Source organism: Flavobacterium olei, assembly GCF_039749035.1.
In the GTDB taxonomy this organism is placed as follows: domain Bacteria; phylum Bacteroidota; class Bacteroidia; order Flavobacteriales; family Flavobacteriaceae; genus Flavobacterium; species Flavobacterium olei.
On record NZ_JBDKWC010000002.1, the window covers coordinates 159,575 to 179,568 of the forward strand.

The window sequence follows — 19,994 nt, forward strand, 5'->3', positions numbered from 1 at the left end:
TTACCTCGCGTCAATAATTTCGTTCTGGATTTTCTTTGTTAAGCTTTTGAAAACCAATTCATACGAATGATCAATTAGTTCTTTAACGAATTTTACAGGCAGGTTACCATTTAAAGCAATAGTGTTCCAGTGTACTTTGCTCATGTGAAATCCGGGTTGTATTTCGTCATATTCTGCTCTGAGTTCTTCTGCGCGATCGGGGTCACATTTTAAATTAACTGACTGCTCATTTTTTTCCCATTGAGAAAGCGAAGACAGCGCAAACATTTTGCCGCCAACCTTAAATACAAGCGTATCTTCATCAAAAGGAAAATGCTCACTGCAGCCTTTTTTTGAAAGACAATATTCATAAAACGTTTCTAAATTCATGATTATCTATTTACCAATTTCACCTAAATGTGTGTATTTAAAACCTTTTTCATATTTAAGGCCATAACCAAAAATACGATCCATTGCAGAATGTGAAAATAAAATAATTCCGGCTAACTGCGCAACTTCTATACTCAAATAATTTCCCAAAGCAAAAATTAAAAGTGCAATTCCTTTATGATGAAAGAAATTATAAAGTAATGCTCCGGTTTGGTTTCCAAATGCATAGCCAATCATCGATAAATCGGGGGCTAAAATTAAGGCCAAAAACCACCACCATTCATAATTTAAACGGTTAAAAAGAAATATTCCGAGAATAAATAAAGCGGCTTCTTCGAGTTTCAGGATTGTTTTCATTGGATTACTTTTTCCATCATTTTTTCGGGATGCGCCAGTTTCTTAAATCCGAATTTCTCGTATAAAAAATGGGCATCAGTTGTTGCCAGTCTCCAGATTTTTATTTCCTGAAGCTGTGGTTCCTTCATCATAGTTTCAATTAAAATTGAAGAATAGCCCTTTCCCCGATGTTCTTCTGTTATAAAAACATCCATTAAATAAGCGAAAACGACATAATCGGTTACAACTCTTGCAAAGCCAATTTGCTTTCCGTCAAGGTAAATTCCAAAACAAAACGAAGCATCAATAGTGCGTTGAACTTCTTCCATAGTTCTTCCTGCAGCCCAATAAATATCTTTTAAGAAATTTTGAATGAACGGAACGTCGAGTTTTGTTTTATCGGTTGAAACGGTTATCATCAGCGTTTATATTTTGGCACAAATTACACAAATTATTTTTTAGAGATTAAAATTTGAAAATGATTAAATCTGAAAAATATTTTATCCCGATAGTTATCGGAGTAGCAAAATAGAAAAGAAATTTGTGTAATTTGTGGTTAACTTTAAATTCTGTACAGTATAGGTTTTGAGGGACTCGCATCATTTTCAAACGAAGCGATTTGAAGATTGAGAATATAATCTCCATCTGGAATTTCGTCCGGAACGTAAATCATTTCGGTGATTGTGGCGTTTAACCGCGCATCTTCATTTAAAACATCTGTGTTTTTTACATTCCAAAAAGCTTTATGCGCCAATAATTTTCCTTCATCATGTTCTTTGTCTACACTTGGTAAATCGATCAGTAAATGCTGTATTTCGCTTTCGCGGATGAAAATCGCAGCATCTTCAGACAAATAAGGCGGATTTGTGTTTGAATATTTTCTTGATTTTTTGTCTTGCTGATTTGGAAGTGTTCTAATAATTAAAGCCTCGTTTGTCACACAGAGCGATCCCGAAGTGTCGGGAGAATTACGCAACGCATTTTCAATCAACTCTTTTGTGATGACAAAATCATCATCTTGTTTTTCAGGTTCAACTGTAATTAGTTTTGCAATAAAGAAAAACTGTTTCAAAGATTGATTTATGCTGTAAAATTCCCGTGTAATATGTCCCAGACATTCGGTGTGTGTTCCATGCCCATGCGGATTAAAGAAAATATTGTTGAAATTGGTTGATGATTTTCCTTCAGAAACTTTTCCAATCCAATCGCCAAAAACTACTGGCTCAATTACCGGTTTTTCAATGTACCACGCAATCGGATTTTCATCTGTATTGGTTAAAGGAATTGAGATGTCAATGGGTTTTGATAAGTCTATTTCGAAGTTATTGATTTTAGCTAGCAAAGTTTTGATTTTTACGCCACAAAGGCTCAAAGACACAATTTAAACTTTGTGACTTAGCGTCTTTGCGACTAATTCTTTATTCTTCCAAATTTAGAAAAAACAAATCACTCGCAATTCCATCCGTCAAAAATTTTCCTTTTAAAGTAGGTTTCAGAATATTATTTTCAATCGAAAGCAAATCATCATTTAAAAATTTCTGACTTTGCTTTTGAAGATAATTAAGATATTCCAATCCAAATTCGTTTTCAATTCTTAGTAAAGAAACGCCCCAAATTGTTCGTAATCCCGTCATAATGTATTCGTTATAACGATCGGAAATGGTTAAGATTTCTTTTTCTATCGGAAGTTCATTATTTTGAATTGCTTTTAAGTAAAGCGAATTGTTAGCAATATTCCAACCACGTTTTTTCCCATCATAACTATGTGCGGACGGTCCGATTCCAATATATTTTTTTCCCAGCCAATACGCCGAATTGTTTTTAGAGAAATAATTTTCTTTTCCGAAATTCGATAATTCGTAATGTATAAAGCCATTGTTCTGAAGCATTTCAACCAAAATCATAAAATGGTTTGAAGCCGCTTCATCCTGAGGTTCAGCGATTTTCCCTGTTTGAATTAATTTACTTAAAGCTGTTTTCGGTTCAACCGTCAAAGCATAACTCGAAATATGCGGAATACCGAAATCTAAAGCAGTCTGAATATTCTGTTTCCACATTTCATCGCTCAAACCCGGAATTCCATAAATAAGATCAATAGAAATATTGTCGAAATATTTTGTCGCTTTCGCTAAAGATTTCCTGGCTTCCGCCGAATTATGGGCGCGGTTCATCATCTTTAAATCCTCTTCATAAAAAGACTGAATTCCGATGCTGAGACGATTTATTGGACTTTTTGATAATTCTAAAATTCTTTCAGAAGACAAGTCATCGGGATTTGCTTCCAATGTTATTTCAGGATTTTTGGCAACCTTATAATTTTTGTAAACTTCTTCAATTAGAAAATTGATTTCAGAAGAAGACAAAACGGAAGGAGTTCCGCCACCAAAATAGATGGTTTCAACTTCATCGTCACACTCATTTTTGCGCATGACAATTTCTTTTGCCAAAGCTAAAACCATTTCATCCTTTTTCTTCATCGAAGTTGAAAAATGAAAATCGCAGTAATGACAAGCCTGCTTGCAAAAAGGTATGTGAATGTAGATGCCCGACATTTTAAATTAGATAATTAGATAATTGGTCAATTAGATAATTTATTTTGGTGTCAATAGAATTATCTAATTATCAAATTGACACATTGACTCATTTCTTTACTCGTTCCTCATTTTGTTTCACAAAAGCATCCCAGCCTGAATAACTTTTTCCGGCGACTACTTTTCCGGAATTAAAGTGGTGACAAACGGCAGCCGCCAGACCATCTGTTGAATCGAGATTTTTGGGTAATTCTTTTAAGCCTAAAAGCTGCTGCAGCATTTTTGCAACCTGTTCTTTGCTGGCGTTTCCGTTTCCGGTTATCGCCATTTTGATTTTTTTAGGTTCGTATTCTGTAATCGGAATTCCTCTTGAAAGTCCCGCTGCCATGGCGACGCCCTGTGCACGACCCAATTTTAACATCGACTGAACGTTTTTGCCAAAGAAAGGCGCTTCAATTGCGATTTCATCAGGACAATGTGTCTCGATTAACTCTATCGTTCTCTCAAAGATTATTTTTAGTTTCTGGTAATGATTATCGTATTTGGAAAGCTGCAATTCATTCAATTGCAGGAATTCCATTTTTTTATTGGTAACTTTAATCAATCCAAAACCCATAATTGTGGTTCCTGGGTCAATGCCTAATATGATGCTTTCTTTTGTCAAGAGGTTTTTTTGTTTCAGGTTTTTTTGTTTCAAGTTTCAGGTTATTCTGAACCTCAAATAATCATTTTCTAATTGCCACATTATCTCATTGTCTCATTCTCAAATTGACTACTTTTGCGGCATGATTTCAATTCCTCACAAAGCTAAGCAATTCCTTGTTCTTCTGCTCAAACTTTTAATTGTTGGCGGTGCATTTTATTTTATTTACAATCAGCTGGCAAACAATGATAAATTGGACTGGCAGAAGTTTCTTGTTTTGTTCCAAAAAAACCAGTCGGTTTTAGGAGTTGGGTTTATTCTGCTTCTAAGCGTTTTAAATCGATGTTTTGAGATTTTAAAATGGCAGAACCTGGCTGGTGTGATTCAGAAAATCTCCGTTTTCGAAGCTACAAAACAGGTTTTAGCAGCTTTAACGGCCGGAATTTTCACACCAAACGGAGTAGGAGAGTATGCCGGAAAAGCATTGTATTATCCAAAATCGGAAGCCAAAAGAGTGGTATTTCTCAACTTAATCTGCAATGGAATCCAAATGATTCTAACAATCATTTTTGGTATTTTCGGACTTTTATATTTCAATGCCAAATTCAACGTTATCACAACTCAGACGGTAATGATTTTATTTGGCGGATTTCTTCTGATTTTAGTTCTTCTTTTCTCCGTAAAAAAAATAAAAATTAAAGGGTATTCGATTGAAAAACTGATTCATAAGATTAATCAGATTCCCAAATCTACTCATAAAAAAAACATCTTTTTAGGAATTTGCCGTTACATCGTTTTTTCACATCAGTATTACTTTTTATTCCTCGGTTTTGATGTGGATTTGCCTTATTTAACTTTAATGGCAGCTATCACTTCAGTATATTTTCTGGCTTCTTCCCTGCCAACTTTTCAGTTTTTAGATTTTGCAGTAAAAGGAAGTGTGGCTATTTATTTCTTCGGAATTTTAGGCGTAAACGAATGGATTGTCGTGTTTATTTCGACATTAATGTGGTTTTTGAATGTGGTCCTGCCAGTAGTCTTGGGAAGCTATTTTGTGCTAAATTTTAAAGCAAAAACAAGAGAATGATTTTTGGATTTTTTCTCATACTCGCCATTTACATTATTAGCATTACTTTGCTGATTTATGGTTTTTTCAAAATAAAAACTTTTCAGAATAAAAATTTTCAGTCCAAAACAAGTTTTACAATTGTAGTTCCGTTCCGTAACGAAAAAGAAAATCTTCCAATACTTTTAGAGGAATTTTCAAATTTAAATTATCCGAAAGAGCTGTTCAGAGTAATTTTGGTCGATGATAATTCAGCAGAAAAGTTTCAGGTTTCAGGTTTTGATTTTGAGGTTTCAATAATAGACAGCATACGTCTTTCGGATTCTCCAAAAAAAGACGCCATCACAACTGCCATAAAACACGTAAAAACCGACTGGGTTATTACAACCGATGCAGATTGCCTTGTTCCTGAAAATTGGCTTTTGACATTTGATCATTATATTCAGGAAAATGAAGTTGCTATGCTGGCTGGTCCTGTGACTTATAAATGCAATAATTCATTTTTGCATCATTTTCAGCAATTAGATTTTACTAGTTTGCAAGGTGCAACGATCGGGAGTTTTGGTCTTAATCGCGGCTTTATGTGCAACGGGGCTAATTTTGCTTACAAAAAATCTTTATTTGAAAGTCTGAATGGTTTTGAAGGAAATGATAAAATTGCAAGCGGCGATGATGTTTTTTTGCTGCAGAAAGCGGTAGAAAAATTTCCTCATGAAGTACATTATCTAAAAGCAGAGGAAGCAATTGTTATCACAAAGCCAACTGAAAACTGGCGAGCTTTGTTTTATCAGAGAGTCCGTTGGGCAGCAAAAACCAGTTCCTATAAAAGTAATTATGGAAAGGTTTTAGGACTAATTGTTTTCTTTGGAAATATGAGTTTTGTAATCGGATTTTTATTTGTCCTCTTTGGAATTTTATCTTATTCTATTTTTGTCTTCTTAGCTTTTTCTAAATTTTTTACTGACTACGTTCTACTTTCGGTAACCAATAAATTTTTAGCGAAATCTAAAATTAAAAGTCTTTTATTGAGTAGTTTACTTTACCCGTTTTTTAGTTCCGGTGTGGCTTTGTACAGTTTGTTCGGCTCTTATGAATGGAAAGAGCGACGATTTAATAAATAATTGAAAATGAACTTATAAAAATAATTGAGTGAATTATTTTTCGTTTTTTTCTTTTAGAATTACCGGAAGAATAAATTGTGTTTTTACAGGAACGCCGCGTTTTATAGCCGGATTAATTTTAGGAAAATCTACAAGTCGGGCATGGAGAATGCTGTCAATTTTTATAGTATCGTACGCTACAGAATCTTTAGGAAATTGCGGTTCAAATTTCATTGTTGCGTTTGGAAAAACCGTCACTTTTACTTCGATTGTGTCCAGTTCAGGATACATAATGGATAAAGTGTCAACATTTAATTTTTCCTGAATTAAATTTGACATTACTTCAAAAAAACATTGTTGGCGAAGTTTCTTATCGGCAATTTTATCGCAGTTCGATACAGACGGATATTCGTCTACCTCTTTCCAGTTGATGGATTTTAATTCTTTCTGCAGTAGTTCTTTTTCAGACGGAACCTGCTTCTCAAAATATTGACAAGAACTGAAAAGTATACAAATAAAGAATGGGAAAAACTGCCTCAAAGTTTTAGTTTTGAATTGAAATAAACATATTATGGTATAAAAATACGATTATTTTTTGGAGAAGCCTTGGGATCTTACGGTTTTCAACGCAATTTTTAAGACTTGTACATCAAAAAATAAAAGAGTAATTTGTAAGAACAAATTTATCAAAAATAAAATGGATTTACTACTTCTTATTCTGGGTTTTATCTGCGTAATTGTTGGTGTCTTTGGTAGTTTTCTGCCTATTCTGCCCGGTTTGTCGGCATGCTGGGTCGGCTTATTGCTCCTTTATTTAACCAAAGCGGTAGAGAATAATTACTGGGTATTAGGGATTACTTTCATTGTAATGCTCATTATTACTATACTAGATTACATCATTCCGTCAAAAGGCACAAAAAAGTTTGGTGGCAGCTCGTTCGGAGTCTGGGGAACAAACATTGGATTAATAATTGGCATTCTGGCTCCGATACCTTTTGGTGTAATTATTGGTCCTTTTGTGGGGGCATTAATTGGAGAATTATTATTTGATTCAAAAAATCATAAAAGAGCCTTAAAAGCAGCTACCGGATCATTACTCGGATTCTTAGCATCAAGTTTTATCAACTTTATGTTTTCGGTTGTCTATTTGGGCATCTTTTTGCATCTCGTATGGGAATATCGAAACATTTTATTTTAATTATGTAACATTTTTTTAAGCTTTTTCTTCGCTTTTCATAAAATTACAAAAATTTTATGAAATTAATTTTCTTCTAATTTGAGAATGAAAGTGTTGTCTTTACTGACATGAGAGCTTTTTTATATTTTATAAGTGTTTAATTTACAGTTTGATTTTTAACTTAATTTTTGGAAATGTTAAAATTTTTTATATTTTTATCACAATAAACGATGAAAAGCCTCATTTTGTCGGTTATTTTGAACAAGTTTAAATAATGTTTCTTAAATAAGTTAAGCGTATGACCCCAAACCTACAAATTGAACTTAGACGTTTTATTTCTTCTAATGTTGTCTCCAAGTTAAACAAGTTTTATTTTGAAAATGATGCACTTTTAATAAAGGGAATTGATGTCTCGATCGGTACAATTTTGATAGGACTCTACAACCAGGCAGAAGAATCGGATTTTTACTCCGAAATAGTATCAATGGTTCGGGAGGATTCCACTTTTTTTCAGGAAATTGATTTTAATGCCGGACGAATTTTAGCAGTAGATGACTGTTACCGCTTAGAAGGAAACGATTTACTTAAAGAACTTTTCTCCAACAAAAAAGGCAGGATTTCAGAGATGATTTCAAACGAAGTCGGTATAAAAAGTGAAACCGCCAGAGAAATACTTAACTTTTCAGCTCTCTTAGTTGTTTCATATTTACGATATAATGTACAATTAATAGAAGGTCTTAAACTTCTCTTAGAAGACCAAAAAAGAGATATCTTAAACAGCATTCCTCCCGGAATTAAAATCATTCTTGGTTTTTCATGTCATGAAACGGTAGAAGATAAAAACCAATCTATCGGAAGGTCCATATTTACTCTTTTCGGACATAATTTTTTCAGTTTTTAAATAAAAAAAAATCCCATTTTACGAGAAAACGGGATTTGATATAAATAAAACCTGAAAATGTTTAAACATTTTTCAGGTTGATAACCTCTTGATCTGTCAAATGACGCCAATTTCCTCGCGGAAGATTTTTCTTGGTTAAACCGGCAAAGGATACGCGGTCAATACGCAATACATTATACTCTAAAGATTCGAAAATAGAACGTACTACTTTTACATTTGAAGTACGTAATTTAAGTCCAACTTCACTTTTTGGCTCATTATCAATATAACTTACTTCTTCTACAGAAACACGGTGTCCGTCCAGAACCAAACCTTTGCTGATTTTTTCCAAATCTTCAAATTTCAAATTCTTATCCAAAGAAACCTGATAAATTTTAGATGATTTCTGGTTAGGCAAAGTAAACTTACGAATCATATCTGTGTCGTTTGTAAACAGCAATAATCCGGTAGTATTTTTGTCCATTCTTCCAATAGCCGCAATTTTAGCTGTTGTAGAACCGCGAACAAGTTCCAGAACGTTACGAAACTCCTGACCTTCATCAAGTGCAGTCGTAAAGTTTTTAGGTTTATTCAATAAAATATATTCTTTCTTTTCAGGAGTTAAAGTTACGCCGTCAAAGTTTACTACATCATTTAATTTAACCAGATAACCCATTTCAGTAACCGGAACACCGTTAACCTTAACGTTTCCAGACTGAATATAAATGTCAGCATCACGACGGGAGCACACACCAGAATTGGAGATGTATTTGTTCAGACGAATCTCATCTGAAGCTTTTTGTCTCTTCGGAGCCTGCTTCTGTTTTTTTAATTTTGCCGCTTTTTCTTCTTCCGCCGCCTTCACTGCAGGGTTTACTTTCTTGGGGCCCTGGGCGCGCTTCGCCATAGGAGGTTTTGGCTTGTTAGAGCTTGGTCGCGAACTATTTGGTCTTGAACCGCCTCTTTTATTATTGCCTTCCTTGTTGTTCATAAAATCATTAATTTGTGCAAAGATAGTTTTTTCCTGCTAATAATCTTAAGTTCATTGTTCTTAGATTAATACGGTTAACATTTTGATGGTCAGGAGCATCACAAAAGGCATTTATTTAAACATGGTGCCCGCTCTCATTCCAATCTTTTATTTATGAAAAAAAAACAAAAGGATTTTCCTCCGGAAACTTCTGGGCCATTGGGGCTAGGTTCAGACAATGGGCATTTTTTAAACATTTTGTCTAAAATCAATAAAAGTCTGCGTTGATTAATTTAAAAGTTCGATAGCAAAGCTTTGCCGTGCCACAAAACACTCGGATTGATCAAAACTATACAGCAAACCCCTGAAACAATAAGGAATTTAAGAACATTATGAAGCTTGAGATATTGCTCCTTAGAATCTGATTTCCATAAGTAAAGAAGAAAGAAAAGCATAACGCCAAAACAGATATAAAAGTAAATGTCCATATACCCTACATCGTAAATGTTAACCAGAACATAGACAGGTAAGATCGTCAAAATCGTGAGTGCAGTAATAGCTTGTTTAGAGACTTTTTCGCCATAAAGTACCGGAATTGTTCTGTAGTCGTTAACCAAATCACCTTTTAGATTTTCAAGATCTTTAATCATCTCACGAATCAGCAAAAGTAAAAATAAGAAAACGGCATGTGCAGATATCACAACGAAATGACTCATGTGATTTTCAATTTCTTCGAAAGAAATTTTATTATAAAAATAAAGTAAGATGGCAAAAAACGGGGTTACAGCCAGCAAAGCCGACATGAGATTACCAATTATTGCATATTTTTTTATTTTATGTGAATAAAACCATATCATAAAGATGTAGACTGAGAAGAACAGAAAAGCTCTCCAGGACACGATGGAAGCCATTAAAACAGCCAGAAAATTCAAGCTGAAATAAACCGTTAATTTTGTTTTCTGACTCACCAAACGATCCAGCATTGATTTATTGGGACGGTTTATTAAGTCTTTCTGACTGTCGTAGAAATTATTGATAATATAACCGGAAGCTATGGTAATGGCCGAAGCAAATACAATGAGGAATAAGTAAAAATCCAGTAGAATATCCAGCGCTCTAATTTCTGGAGCCAGAATAAAAATGGCAGACAGATATTGCGCCAATACAATAATCGGAATATTGTAACCCCGAACCACAGAGAACAGACTAACAATTTTCATTATTAAAAGTTTTTGCTGTCTGCTTAACATAAATTGTGGTTGGATTTAAATTATAGGGAAGTTAAATGTTATTTTTCTATTCCAGAATTCAAACTCCGTTTTTTAACAATTCTTTAGAATCAACCTGCTTTTGTCAACAATAGAATGTGATTAAGCCGTCTTGCCCAATTGGCAATCCACAAATAACGACAAGTCAAATGATTCAGGAAATGATTTCAGAATAAACAAAAGTTTACAGAAATTTTTATACGGCGTAAGGGGGAATTCCTGCATTAGATCAGCCGCAATCTAACTTCGAAAATTAGAAAGAGCAGAGTCAATATCTAAACTGCTTAAAACTGATAAACTACTTCCAGTTTATAATCTTTTAAAGAAGCTTTTGCACGTTCTAAATCTTCGGTAAAACCAAGAATATAACCACCACCGCCAGAACCGCAAAGTTTTAGGTAATAATCATTGGTGTCAATTCCGTTTTGCCAGATTCCGTGAAATTGCTCTGGAATCATAGGTTTAAAGTTGTTGAGAACAATTTTAGAAAGTTTTTTTGTGTTGGTAAACAAAGCTTTCATATCTCCCTGAAGAAAGTTTTCTACACAGGCATCGGTATATTTTACAAAATGGTTTTTAAGCATCGCGCGGAAACCTTTGTCTTTGAGATTTTCCATAAAGATATTAACCATTGGAGCCGTTTCGCCAACAATTCCCGAATCTAATAAAAAGACAGCGCCTTTCCCGTCAAAACTCTGTGTCGGAATGCCTGTTGCTTCTATATTATCTTTAGAATTAATTAAAATCGGAATGCTCAAATAACTATTTAATGGGTCTAAACCAGAACTTTTTCCGTGGAAAAAGCTCTCCATTTGAGAAAATATATTTTTAAGCTGTAACAGTTTTTCACGGGTAAGATTCTCTAAAACAGTGATTTTATGTGTTGCATATTTATCATAAATAGCAGCAACAAGTGCACCGCTGCTTCCAACTCCATATCCTTGCGGAATACTGGAATCAAAATACATTCCGGTTTCTACATCATTTTTTAGAGAAGTAATATCAAACGTAACCAATTCCGGTTGTTCTGTTTGTAGATTTTCAAGGTAAATTACATAACGTCTTAAACTTGAATTTGATGCAATCGCTTCTGCCGAAGGTTCTTCGGATTTCTTTAATGCACCGTTGTAAAAATTATAAGGAATAGAAAGTCCTTTAGAGTCGCGAATGATTCCGTATTCTCCAAAGAGTAATATTTTTGAGTAAAATAATGGTCCTTTCATTTTTTATTTTATGTCTTTTTTTATTTTATTAGGGTCTTGCCTCGTGTCGAAAATGGTATGAATTCTAATCTCATTTGAACTAAAAGTGTACAACAAGCTTGATTGTTTTGTTATTACGCATTTGCGATATTTTTTATTGATGGATGATTTTGGAAAAATCTCAGGGTTCATAATTATTATTGAAATTGCTTTTTCAAATTTCATGATAAACATTTTTTTGGATTTTTCAGACCATCTTGCTTCAATAAAATCCAGAACATCATTTAAATTTTTCTCAGCTGTCTTTGAGAAATTTACTTTTAGATTCACTATCTGTATTTTTTCATCAAATCTTCGTAACTGATAAATTCACCTCTTTCAAATTCCAATTCACTTTGAGCTATATCAGCTTTCTGTTGCTCAGTTAAATCATCCCACCAATCTTTTTTCTTTACAGAAAAAATGTTCTGTATTGATTGAATGATAGCTGGATCTTCTGTTTCCGCTATTTTTTTAATCAACTCGAGTTTTTTCAACTGAATATCCATAGTCTGAAAATTTTACCTAAAGATACGCAAAATTACAATGCAATTGCACCGTTTCCAATTTCGTCGCAAATGTATTGACTATTCTGACAAAATGCAACTAAATCCGCCTGAATAAATTCAAGCACTTTTTCCTTAACATTTTCAGGATAAAGGACATGTACATTGGCGCCGGCATCAAGTGTAAAACAAACAGGAATCTGGGTTTCGGTTCTGAATTTCCAGATAGAATTGATGATCTGAAGCGTATTTGGCTTCATCAAAATATAATAAGGCATTGAAGTCATCATCATAGCATGCAAAGTCAATGCTTCACTTTCTACCACTTTGATAAATTCTTCTATATTTCCGTTTTCAAAAATCGAAATTAATAAATCCAGGTTTTCGTGTGCCTGAGCAAAGCGTCTTTCAGCATACGGATGATTGTGCATTAAATCATGACCAACTGTGCTCGAAACTTGTTTTTCGCCTTTATCAACCAACAAAATGGTATCCTGATAATTCTTGAAATTTTCGTGAATTTTATGTGGAAATTCAACTCCAAATAAATCAGAACTTCCTTCAATATTTGCCTGATTTCCCCACACAACAACATTTCCTTTTACACTTCTGCAGGCACTTCCGGAACCTAAACGAGCCAGAAATGAAGCTTTTTGAAAGAAGTATTCATCCGTCATTTCTGGATTTAGCTTTTTCTCTAAACTCATAAAGTTCATAGCCAAAGCTGCCATTCCTGATGCCGAAGAAGCAATTCCTGAACTGTGCGGAAAAGTATTTTGAGTATCAATAGTAAAATGATATTCTTTCAAAAACGGCAGATAAACCTCAATTCGTTCCAAAAATTTCTGAATTTTAGGCTTAAAATCTTCTTTGGGTTTTCCTTCAAAAAGTAAATCAAAAGAAAAAGCATTTTGGTTTTCTCTCTTTTCAAAACCCAATTTTGTAATCGTTTTGCAATTATTTAATGTAAAACTTACCGAAGGATTTGCCGGAATCTGATTGTCTTTTTTACCCCAATATTTTACTAATGCGATATTACTTGGAGCGCTCCACTCAAAGTTTCCGTTTTCGATTGTTGAAGTATATTTTTGAGGAATAAAATCGGCTGCTGTTAACATGAATTTAAAATTTTGGCAAAGATAACTTTTTCGCCATATAAGTCACATAAGAAATTTATAAGCAGAATTAATTAATGAACTTATATGACTTATATGGTTTAAAATTTTCTTTTGCTTATTTTTGAATACAAAATTTATAAAATGAATAAGACAGTCAAAATTATATTAGCGTTAATTGTTTGTTTAGCAGTCGGATATTCTGCCAGTTTGGTAACCAGGCCTAGTGTAGAATCCTGGTATCCAACAATTGAAAAACCGATTTTTAATCCGCCGAACTGGATTTTTATGCCGGTCTGGACGATGATTTATATTTTTATGGCGGTTGCAGCGGCTTTGGTTTGGGATAAAATAAACGAACAAACCGAAAAAGTTAAAAAGGCATTACTTTTCTTTTTGATTCAGTTAATACTAAATGCGATCTGGTCCTATTTATTCTTCGGATTAAAAAATCCATTACTAGCTTTAATCGAGATTGTTATTCTATGGCTGATGATTTATGAAACGTATTTAAAATTCATTAAAATAAATAAAGTTTCCGCCTATTTATTAGTTCCTTATCTGGCTTGGGTCGCATTTGCTGCGGTATTAAATGCAAGCATCTGGTGGTTGAATAAATAGTTTGTTTCTAGTTTCAGGTTTGTTTGGTTTTGGGCTTTTAAGGCTACTTCAGCTTCTTAAATTCTTCATTTTTAGCATAAAGAAAATCCATAACAGCCAATACATTTGGATGTTCTAAAAGTGTTTTGGATTTTGGATCGGCATCACAGAATTTTATGAAAATTTCCTTTTCTTCGGGTTTTAGTTTTAAATTTTCAATAAAAAAATCCGGAGGGCAAGAAGTAATTACAAGTTTTTTAAAACGGTCATCAAAAGGCTCAATTTTTTTCTTTGGTTTATCAAAAATGGGATAACTGAAATCTAAGGCATTTTTTATTCTTCCGTCGTAAACCGTAACCTTTGAAGTTACATCATTAAATTGTTTACGAATTTTGATTTCATTTATAGCCTCTCGATCATTGGCGATTTTAGATATTTCAGCTTTAGTAAAAACAGATCTGGAGACTGTAACATTTTCTAATTCTTCTGCCTTTGGAGTCATTTGAACAATAATAAAGCTTTTTTGCAGGTCTTTCGAAGTAAGCTTTAATCTTGTAAATAAGTAATCCTTTGAAAAAAATAATAAGCTGTCCTGTTCTTTTGCGAGAATGGAAAATTCTCCGAACTCATTTGTTCTGGTACTGGTTTTTGCAGTCTTATTAATTACTTCTATTTTTTGCAACGGAATATTTTGATTCACAACTCTTCCCTGAATTAATTTTTCGGTTTGAGAAATACTAAGTTGATAAGTAAAGACAGAAATTGTGGTAAGTAATTGTACTTTCATAAAGGACATTTTAATTTTTAATTCCGGAATTCAATTTTTTAAACTCTTCATTTTTTTTGTATAAAAAGTCCATGGTATAAAGTAAATTTTTCTGCTGTGGCAGGATTTTAGCTTGAGGATCTGCATCGCAGAATTGAAGAAAAAGATCTTTTTCTTCTGGTTTTATTTTTAAATCAGTGGTAAAGAAATCTAAAGGAATCGTAGCTTCAGCTAATTTTTTGAAATCTAATTCTTGAAATTTAATTTTCGCTTTTTTATCTTTTTTCATAAATAAACTGAATATAGCCATCAAATTTGCGCCGTTTGCAATAGTCCCGTTATAAACACCCGGAACCGATATCGGTCCTCTGGGAACTATTATAGAATTTTCGTCGGCAGCTCCAACTTTCGGGAATTGTATGTTGCGAATTACCACTTCATCTAATTCTTCTGGTTTTAAAACCATTTTCACCAAAAGGATGTTGGTTTGAATTTGGGCTGCAGTAATCTTTAATCGAGAAAAAAAATAATCTTTATGAAAGAAAAGCAAACTGTCTTTTGGATTGACCAAAATCGAAAACTCTCCCAAATCATTTGTTCTGGTACTGGTTTTGGCAGTTTTATTAATAACCTCAACATCTTTAATAGAATAACTTTGGTCGATAACTTTTCCGCTGAGTAGTTTTTCTGTCTGCGAAATGCTAAGCTGGTAGGTAAATATGGATATTGTGGTAAGTAATTTTACTCTCATACAGTGCTAATTTGTTGAGAGTAAAATTATTAGAATAGTCTTAACGAAAACTTACTGAATCTGTAAATTCTTGTTAATTAATTATTTTTAGATTTTCTAATTGAGATATTCAATTAATTCTGACGGAGTATTAATAACAACTTTTGCACCGCTCGATTTCAATTCCTCTTCAGTTCTGTAACCCCAAGAAACCCCAAAAGGATACATATTGGCATTTACAGCTGTTTGCATATCAATATCAGAATCGCCAACAAAAAGTACTTCTTCCGGACTTAAATTCCATTTTTTACTAATCGCTAAAGCCTCAAACGGATTTGGTTTTTTCAATTCTTCTGTACTCAAACCCACCGCTTCGTCAAAATGGTCCGGGAATATTTCTGAGACGATTTTCTTCGTTAATTCATCTGCTTTATTCGAAAAAACAGCCATTTTAATGTTTTCTAAAACCGGATTATTCAATAAATCCAAAATGCCGTCGTATGGTTTTGTTTTTAAAGTACAGCTTTTGCGATATTCATTAATCATACATTCAAAACAAATTTCGATTTGTTCGTCAGAATTATATGTTGCAGGCAACGCTTTACTGACCAAATTTCGCAAACCGCTTCCGATAAAATATTGATAAGTTTCGTAACTGTGAGTGGGGTGATTAAGACCAGTTAAAACAACATTCATTGCATCTGAAATGTCGTGTAATGAATTGACTAAAGTTCCGTCTAAATCAAAAATAATTCCTTTAAATCTCATTTTATTTTCAAATATTATTGGCCACAATAAAACCGCTTGTCCATGCATTCTGGAAATTGAAACCTCCTGTAATAGCATCGATATTTACAATTTCGCCTGCAAAATAAAGGTTTTCGTGCAGTTTACTTTCCATCGTTTTAAAATTGATTTCTTTTAAATCAATTCCGCCGGCGGTTACAAATTCTTCTTTAAAAGTACTTTTTCCGTTTACCTGAAATTTTGCTTTTGTAAGCTGCAAAGCCAGATTTTGCAATTGATTCTTTGACAAATCGGCCCATTTGGTTTCCTCATTAATATCCGAAGCCAAAACCAGACTTTCCCACAGACGATTCGGAAAATCAAAAGGAGATTTTTTAGAAACCGCTTTTTTAGCGTGTTCCTGTTTTAAATCTTTCAGAATTTTTTCCCCATCTTCGGTGTCAACATCATTTAACCAATTTACAAAAATGGTAAACTGATAATTTTTATCGTGTAAAATCCTCGCGCCCCAAGCCGACAGTTTCAGTATTGCAGGGCCGCTCATTCCCCAATGCGTGATTAACAAAGGCCCTGTCGATTCGAGTTTGGTATCTTTGACATTTACAGTAACTTGTGCCGCAACGCCGGGTAATTCTTTAATTCTTGGATCTTTGATGTTGAAAGTAAATAGGGAAGGAACAGGACTTACAATAGCGTGACCTTGTTCCTGAAGCATTTCCCAGATTTTCGGATTGCTTCCGGTTGCCATAATTAGTTTTTCACAAGCATAATTGTCGGTTTGAGTATCAATTTTCCAATGATTTTCTGCTTTAAAAATCGATTGTACACTTTGACCTGTCAATATCTGAATGCCTAATTTTTCGGTTGCTTTTAAGAAACAATCGATTATAGTTTGTGATGAATTTGAAACCGGAAACATTCTTCCATCTTCTTCGATTTTGAGTTCTACGCCGTGTTTCTCAAACCATTCAATTGTATCGCCGGAACAAAACTGATGAAATGGTCCACGAAGTTCTTTTTCGCCCCGAGGATAAAATTTTACTAATTCATTCGGTTCAAAACAGGCGTGGGTAACGTTGCATCTTCCACCTCCGGAAACACGGACTTTAGAAAGTACTTCTTTCCCTCTTTCTAAAATAGCAATTTTCAGTTTCGGATTTTTCTCAGCAATGTTAATAGCTGTAAAAAATCCTGCTGCGCCTCCGCCAACGATTATTATGTCGAAATTTTTAATCATATTTTGTTTCTTGCCACGAACTCACGAATTTATTCTCAAAGATGGTAAAAAAATAATTCGTGAATTCGTGGCTATTTTAAACGTTATATTTTATCAGGAAAATCAGAGATAATTCCGTCTACTTTGTAACTTTTTATTTTTTGAATGTCTCCTTTAATATTTACTGTCCACGGTAAAACCAAAAAACCTTTTTCCTGCATTTCCTTTACATTTTCTGCATTCAGTAAATGATAATAAGGATGAATTGCTTTTGCTTGTATGGTTTCGGCGAAAGCCACAGCTAAATGCAAATCGGTTTCGGTTAATACGCCAATCGGAATTTTTGAATTTAAGTTGTGAACTTGCTGTAAGGCACTCCAGGCAAAACTCGAAACAATAAAGTGGTCGTAGCTCCATTTTTTATCGGAAACATATTCTTCAATTAAAGAAACAACTTTGATTAGAGTGTCAGTATTTTTTAATTCTATATTAATGAAACATTTTTTGTCTACAAGATCAAAAACTTCTTTTAATGTTGGAATTTGATGTTGATCTGCAATCCGAAAAGACTTTAATTCAGATAAAGAAAATGAATTTACATGACCTTTTCCGTTGGTCATTTTATCAATAGTTTCGTCGTGAATCACTATGATATGTCCATCCGAACTTAAGTGAACGTCGAGTTCAATTCCGTCTGAATTTAAATCTAATGCTTTCTGGAACGCTTGAAGGGTATTTTCGGGTTCGTATGCTTTGGAACCTCTGTGAGCTATTTTGAGCATTTTTTTTGAATAAGGTTCAGAGCCACAAAGGTACAAAGGCTCAAAGAAGTAAAATGGGATTTTTTAAATAAAATATTGTTTCTCGCAGATTTTGCAGATTCGGCAGATTTTTTTTAAAATATTATCTGCTCAATCTACAAAATCTGCGAAAGAAAAACTTTGCGACTTAGCGTCTTTGCGAGATTAAAACACAAGCTTTGTGTTTTAAATACGTTCTAATAAAACAATTCCAAATTCACTATCAATAATCACTTTTCCATCCATAACTTCTACGTTTTGATCAGAAAAACAATCTCTCAATTTGGTTCCGTTCTCGAAAATAGAGTTTACAGGAAGTTCTTTTTTGCCTTCCGGTAAATCCAAACCAATTATAACTTTATCTGTAAATGATCCATTAGAATATATTCTTGAAAAGACGTAATGCTCACTATTTATTTTTGAATGAATTCCAGCACCAACAGCAGGATGGTTTCGTCTAAACTGACCTAATTTCTGCCAATGCCAAAGCATTCTTTGAGTATCAGAATTGTTCTCAATATCATCCCAATTCATGTTAGAACGCAAAGTGGCGTCCCCCTGAGCGCCTTCAATTACTAAAGGGCGGTTCGATTCGTCTCCATAATAAACCTGAGACATTCCGGGAGAAAGCAATAATTTAGTTCCGGCTTCAAAGCCTTTGACACGATTGGCATCAAAAGGCTGACCGTCGTCGTGGGAAGAAACATAATTAAGAACCGAATATCCTTTTAATTCATTCTGTAAATGATTTGAATATTTTGAAAATAGTGTTTCATAGTCACTTTGAGCGGCATTCCATTTAAATTCAAAATTGATCATATTGTTAAAACCATTTTGAAAATAATTCACTTTTCTGTCCCCAAAATCATAATCCTGACCACTGCTGATTCCGTAACCGTAAACTTCCGCAATGGTATAAAATGGATTTTGATCTAAAACCTGCAAAGGATGATGTTTTTTCCAGGTTTCAAAAGCATAATCGCATTCTTTTTTAAAATCTGCCCAAACATTTTCTTCGGTATGTTTAACTGTATCGGCACGATAACCATCTATTCCGAATTCCAGAATATAATCGGTAAGCCATTTTATGATATAATATTTCGGACTTCTTGGATATCCTGTTCGTTTGAAAAATTCGTCAAGCGAAGCAATTTCTTTTTCGTATCGTCCTTCCTTTTTCCATTTTTCAATTAAAAGGGGAGGAAGTGCTACGTTTTGAGTACTTTCGGTTCTTACGTCTGGAAGATTTTCTACCAAAGTACACATCGTTGTATTTTCAAAAGATTTGTAATCGCAGACAACGCCGGTGCGAACCCAGTCAGAAGGCCAAACCGGATCTTCTTCGGTTACGGGTCCTGTATGATTGATTACGCCATCTAAAACAATCCTGATTCCGTGTTCGTGGGCTTTTTTTACCAGATTCGCTAAATCTTCTTTAGTGCCGAAGTTAGGGTCTAAAGCCGTCCAGTCTCTTGCCCAATAGCCGTGAAATCCATAACTTAAACCTGTTCCTTCGTCCACACCATCGTGAATCTGCTCTACAATCGGCGTAAGCCAAATGGCATTGATTCCGAGTTTATCAAAATAACCTTCTCCAATTTTTTTGGTAATTCCGATGATGTCGCCGCCCTCAAATCCTCGGAGTTTCCCGGGAGTTTTAGTTCGGTTAAAATTGATATCGTTGGATGTATCTCCGTTATAAAAACGGTCTGTAAGTAAAAAATAAACATTTGCGCCTTCCCAAACGAAAGGTGTCTTTGAATTATCTGTATGCATTGAAACTGATTTTGAGCCAGAGCAGCCCATAATTATGAATACTAAAGATAAAGAAAGGATAGCGTATTTTTTCATAATATTGTTTTAAAAAATAGCCACGAATTCACGAATTTATTTTTACAATCTTTAAGAATAAAAATTCGTGAATTGCTTCGCC

General features: G+C 34.0%; 24 protein-coding genes. 5 read left to right on the top strand and 19 right to left on the bottom strand.

Going from position 1 to position 19,994, the window contains the following annotated elements; genetic code table 11:
- The 6 genes from ABEB31_RS04650 to ruvC all read right to left on the bottom strand — a co-directional run bounded on the left by ABEB31_RS04650 (position 1) and on the right by ruvC (position 3,900).
- Positions 1-369, bottom strand: coding sequence for an MmcQ/YjbR family DNA-binding protein (locus ABEB31_RS04650; protein ID WP_347050179.1), 369 nt, complete (start codon positions 367-369; stop codon positions 1-3).
- A 6-nt stretch (positions 370-375) separates the two neighbouring features.
- Positions 376-726 (bottom strand): DUF4260 domain-containing protein, encoded by a 351-nt coding sequence (locus ABEB31_RS04655; protein ID WP_347050180.1) that lies wholly within the window; start codon positions 724-726, stop codon positions 376-378.
- Positions 723-1,124: a GNAT family N-acetyltransferase gene (locus ABEB31_RS04660; RefSeq protein WP_347050181.1), complete on the bottom strand. Its 402-nt coding sequence runs from the start codon at positions 1,122-1,124 to the stop codon at positions 723-725. Before ABEB31_RS04660 ends, ABEB31_RS04655 begins: the two co-directional genes overlap by 4 nt.
- Positions 1,125-1,267: 143 nt before the next feature.
- On the bottom strand, positions 1,268-2,047 hold the full coding sequence (locus ABEB31_RS04665) for a cyclase family protein (RefSeq protein ID WP_347050182.1): 780 nt from the start codon (positions 2,045-2,047) through the stop codon (positions 1,268-1,270).
- A 76-nt stretch (positions 2,048-2,123) separates the two neighbouring features.
- Positions 2,124-3,257, bottom strand: coding sequence for a radical SAM family heme chaperone HemW (gene hemW / locus ABEB31_RS04670; RefSeq protein ID WP_347050183.1), 1,134 nt, complete (start codon positions 3,255-3,257; stop codon positions 2,124-2,126).
- An 88-nt stretch (positions 3,258-3,345) separates the two neighbouring features.
- Complete coding sequence (gene ruvC, locus ABEB31_RS04675) at positions 3,346-3,900, bottom strand: crossover junction endodeoxyribonuclease RuvC (protein ID WP_347050184.1); 555 nt, start codon at positions 3,898-3,900, stop codon at positions 3,346-3,348.
- Between the two features lie 121 nt (positions 3,901-4,021).
- On the opposite strand from ruvC, the gene ABEB31_RS04680 reads away from it, so the two are divergent.
- Both ABEB31_RS04680 and ABEB31_RS04685 read left to right on the top strand, forming a co-directional pair.
- The gene (locus tag ABEB31_RS04680) at positions 4,022-4,966 is read left to right on the top strand and encodes a hypothetical protein (RefSeq protein ID WP_347050185.1); all 945 of its coding nucleotides are present in this window, start codon (positions 4,022-4,024) and stop codon (positions 4,964-4,966) included.
- The gene (locus tag ABEB31_RS04685; RefSeq protein WP_347050186.1) at positions 4,963-6,066 is read left to right on the top strand and encodes a glycosyltransferase family 2 protein; all 1,104 of its coding nucleotides are present in this window, start codon (positions 4,963-4,965) and stop codon (positions 6,064-6,066) included. The genes ABEB31_RS04680 and ABEB31_RS04685 overlap by 4 nt, the downstream gene beginning before the upstream one ends.
- Before the next feature lie 33 nt (positions 6,067-6,099).
- Here ABEB31_RS04685 and ABEB31_RS04690 read toward each other — a convergent pair whose 3' ends face one another.
- A complete protein-coding gene (locus ABEB31_RS04690) occupies positions 6,100-6,585 on the bottom strand; it encodes a hypothetical protein (protein WP_347050187.1) in 486 nt (161 codons plus the stop codon).
- A gap of 157 nt (positions 6,586-6,742) precedes the next feature.
- Between ABEB31_RS04690 and ABEB31_RS04695 the strand changes: the two genes are divergently transcribed.
- Positions 6,743-7,243, top strand: a complete 501-nt coding sequence (locus tag ABEB31_RS04695) for a DUF456 domain-containing protein (protein ID WP_347050188.1) — start codon at positions 6,743-6,745, stop codon at positions 7,241-7,243.
- Positions 7,244-7,520: 277 nt separating this feature from the next.
- On the top strand, positions 7,521-8,123 hold the full coding sequence (locus ABEB31_RS04700) for a DUF937 domain-containing protein (protein WP_347050189.1): 603 nt from the start codon (positions 7,521-7,523) through the stop codon (positions 8,121-8,123).
- Between the two features lie 61 nt (positions 8,124-8,184).
- On the opposite strand, the gene ABEB31_RS04705 is transcribed toward ABEB31_RS04700, so the two are convergent.
- The 6 genes from ABEB31_RS04705 to ABEB31_RS04730 form a co-directional block, all read right to left on the bottom strand.
- A complete protein-coding gene (locus tag ABEB31_RS04705) occupies positions 8,185-9,093 on the bottom strand; it encodes a pseudouridine synthase (protein WP_347050190.1) in 909 nt (302 codons plus the stop codon).
- Between the two features lie 272 nt (positions 9,094-9,365).
- The gene (locus ABEB31_RS04710) at positions 9,366-10,322 is read right to left on the bottom strand and encodes a geranylgeranylglycerol-phosphate geranylgeranyltransferase (RefSeq protein WP_347050191.1); all 957 of its coding nucleotides are present in this window, start codon (positions 10,320-10,322) and stop codon (positions 9,366-9,368) included.
- A gap of 302 nt (positions 10,323-10,624) precedes the next feature.
- The gene (locus ABEB31_RS04715) at positions 10,625-11,563 is read right to left on the bottom strand and encodes a mevalonate kinase family protein (protein WP_347050192.1); all 939 of its coding nucleotides are present in this window, start codon (positions 11,561-11,563) and stop codon (positions 10,625-10,627) included.
- 3 nt (positions 11,564-11,566) lie between these two features.
- Complete coding sequence (locus ABEB31_RS04720) at positions 11,567-11,872, bottom strand: type II toxin-antitoxin system RelE/ParE family toxin (protein WP_347050193.1); 306 nt, start codon at positions 11,870-11,872, stop codon at positions 11,567-11,569.
- Entirely contained in the window at positions 11,872-12,090 is a 219-nt protein-coding gene (locus ABEB31_RS04725; RefSeq protein WP_347050194.1) for a hypothetical protein, read from the bottom strand. The genes ABEB31_RS04720 and ABEB31_RS04725 overlap by 1 nt, the downstream gene beginning before the upstream one ends.
- Before the next feature lie 32 nt (positions 12,091-12,122).
- On the bottom strand, positions 12,123-13,205 hold the full coding sequence (locus ABEB31_RS04730; protein ID WP_347050195.1) for a diphosphomevalonate decarboxylase: 1,083 nt from the start codon (positions 13,203-13,205) through the stop codon (positions 12,123-12,125).
- 141 nt (positions 13,206-13,346) lie between these two features.
- On the opposite strand from ABEB31_RS04730, the gene ABEB31_RS04735 reads away from it, so the two are divergent.
- A complete protein-coding gene (locus ABEB31_RS04735) occupies positions 13,347-13,823 on the top strand; it encodes a TspO/MBR family protein (RefSeq protein ID WP_347050196.1) in 477 nt (158 codons plus the stop codon).
- 43 nt (positions 13,824-13,866) lie between these two features.
- On the opposite strand, the gene ABEB31_RS04740 is transcribed toward ABEB31_RS04735, so the two are convergent.
- The 6 genes from ABEB31_RS04740 to ABEB31_RS04765 all read right to left on the bottom strand — a co-directional run bounded on the left by ABEB31_RS04740 (position 13,867) and on the right by ABEB31_RS04765 (position 19,912).
- Positions 13,867-14,589 carry a hypothetical protein gene (locus ABEB31_RS04740; protein ID WP_347050197.1) on the bottom strand — a complete coding sequence of 241 codons (723 nt, stop codon included), beginning with the start codon at positions 14,587-14,589 and terminating at the stop codon, positions 13,867-13,869.
- A 10-nt stretch (positions 14,590-14,599) separates the two neighbouring features.
- Positions 14,600-15,319: a hypothetical protein gene (locus ABEB31_RS04745; protein ID WP_347050198.1), complete on the bottom strand. Its 720-nt coding sequence runs from the start codon at positions 15,317-15,319 to the stop codon at positions 14,600-14,602.
- A 96-nt stretch (positions 15,320-15,415) separates the two neighbouring features.
- Entirely contained in the window at positions 15,416-16,066 is a 651-nt protein-coding gene (locus ABEB31_RS04750) for an HAD family hydrolase (protein WP_347050199.1), read from the bottom strand.
- A 7-nt stretch (positions 16,067-16,073) separates the two neighbouring features.
- A complete protein-coding gene (locus ABEB31_RS04755; RefSeq protein WP_347050200.1) occupies positions 16,074-17,282 on the bottom strand; it encodes a BaiN/RdsA family NAD(P)/FAD-dependent oxidoreductase in 1,209 nt (402 codons plus the stop codon).
- Between the two features lie 83 nt (positions 17,283-17,365).
- Positions 17,366-18,043, bottom strand: a complete 678-nt coding sequence (locus tag ABEB31_RS04760) for a glycerophosphodiester phosphodiesterase (RefSeq protein WP_347050201.1) — start codon at positions 18,041-18,043, stop codon at positions 17,366-17,368.
- A 204-nt stretch (positions 18,044-18,247) separates the two neighbouring features.
- Positions 18,248-19,912 carry an alpha-amylase family glycosyl hydrolase gene (locus tag ABEB31_RS04765; protein WP_347050202.1) on the bottom strand — a complete coding sequence of 555 codons (1,665 nt, stop codon included), beginning with the start codon at positions 19,910-19,912 and terminating at the stop codon, positions 18,248-18,250.
- Positions 19,913-19,994 lie beyond the last annotated feature (82 nt).